Annotated in this window: 2 protein-coding genes; both read right to left on the bottom strand. The window is 49.7% G+C overall.

Translation table 11 applies throughout. The features are described from left to right. Positions 1–153: 153 nt before the first annotated feature. The gene (gene ybaK, locus Q0614_RS11070) at positions 154–627 is read right to left on the bottom strand and encodes a Cys-tRNA(Pro) deacylase (protein WP_298788718.1); all 474 of its coding nucleotides are present in this window, start codon (positions 625–627) and stop codon (positions 154–156) included. A gap of 15 nt (positions 628–642) precedes the next feature. Further along, positions 643–1,329 (bottom strand): pseudouridine synthase (locus tag Q0614_RS11065; protein ID WP_298788717.1); only part of this gene is annotated, 687 nt, incomplete at its 5' end.

Genomic DNA, 1,329 nt, shown 5'->3' with positions numbered 1-1,329 from the left:
AAATTTATTTGATTTGTATTTTCTCGGCGCACAGGAGCTTGTTTTAACAAGCAGCGCAACGCCAAATTCTAAAAGTCTAAATCTCGCAGTGTAAATTTTAGCTAGCTCGCCGCCGGCATTACTTACGCAAACGGCAGCAAAAGTGACACTGCGTTAGTCGTGAGTAATTTTACAAATTTGCGCCTCGGTTGCGACTGCAAGGTCCTTTGCTGCGAGAGCAATCTGTTTTCCGCGCACGCCTGCGCTAACGTAAATTTTCTCCTGCGTTAGCGCTTTTTCATCGATGAAGGTGCGGAAGTGCTTTTTCATTCCAAGCGGCGAACAACCGCCCCTGATGTAGCCCGTGACCTTTTGCAAATCCTTCAAATCCATCAGCTCGCAACGCTTTGCGCCGCAGATGTGCGCGAGCGCCTTGAGATCCAAATTTAGATCGCCTTGCAGGCAGGCCACGACGTATTCGTGATCCGCCGTGCAAACTATCGTTTTATAGACCCGCTCGATCGGCTCTCTCACGCTGTTTGCAACATGCACCGCGTCTAAATTTAAAGGATCCACCGCATATTCTTTGATCTCGTATGGGATTTTCAGACCGTCCAGTACGCGCGCGGCATTCGTCTTTGAACTCATTTCGCCTCCTTAAATTTAATAGCGGATTTTGTTTTCTTTCAAAAAATCGCGCAGATCTTCGTATTCGCTCTGATCGAAATAGCGCCATTTGCCGGGCTTTAGCGTCCCAAGCGTCATTCTACCGAATGCCGTGCGCTTAAGCTCCACGACGTCCAGATCGAAGTAGCCGAAAAATCTACGCAGCTCGCGGTTTTGCCCCTCGTTGATGATCGCCTTTATCTTCGTATAGCCGCCGCTGCTAGGCATTATGCGGTAGCCTAAAAAGGGCTTAAATTCCATCGATTTTATCTTGCTTTTGGCGTGCGCGCCCTTGCTCGCGTCTGCGGCGAAAAAGCCCTCGCGGATCGCCGTTACGACCTCATCCCCTACCTCGCCTTTTACCTTTAGATAGTACTCTCGCTCGATGTCGCTGTTCATCAGCGCCGTAGCGATCGCTGGCGCATCGGTCAGTAGCAAAAGCCCTTCGCTTGCGAAATCCAAACGCCCTACGCTAACAAATCTACTAAACCCCTCCGGCAAGCTATCGTAAATCGTCCGCCTGCCGCGATCGTCCTTTTTAGTAACTAACTCGCCTTTTGGTTTGTTATAAACGATCATCGTAAATTCCGTCTTGGGCTTGATAAGGCGCGAGCCTATGCGGATCTTCTCCTCGCCGCTAACCTCTATAAAATCGCTAACGACGCGACCGTTAATGCTAACCTT

The organism is uncultured Campylobacter sp. (genome assembly GCF_937997595.1).
Lineage (GTDB): Bacteria > Campylobacterota > Campylobacteria > Campylobacterales > Campylobacteraceae > Campylobacter_B.
This window is presented reverse-complemented; position numbering and strand designations above follow the sequence as displayed.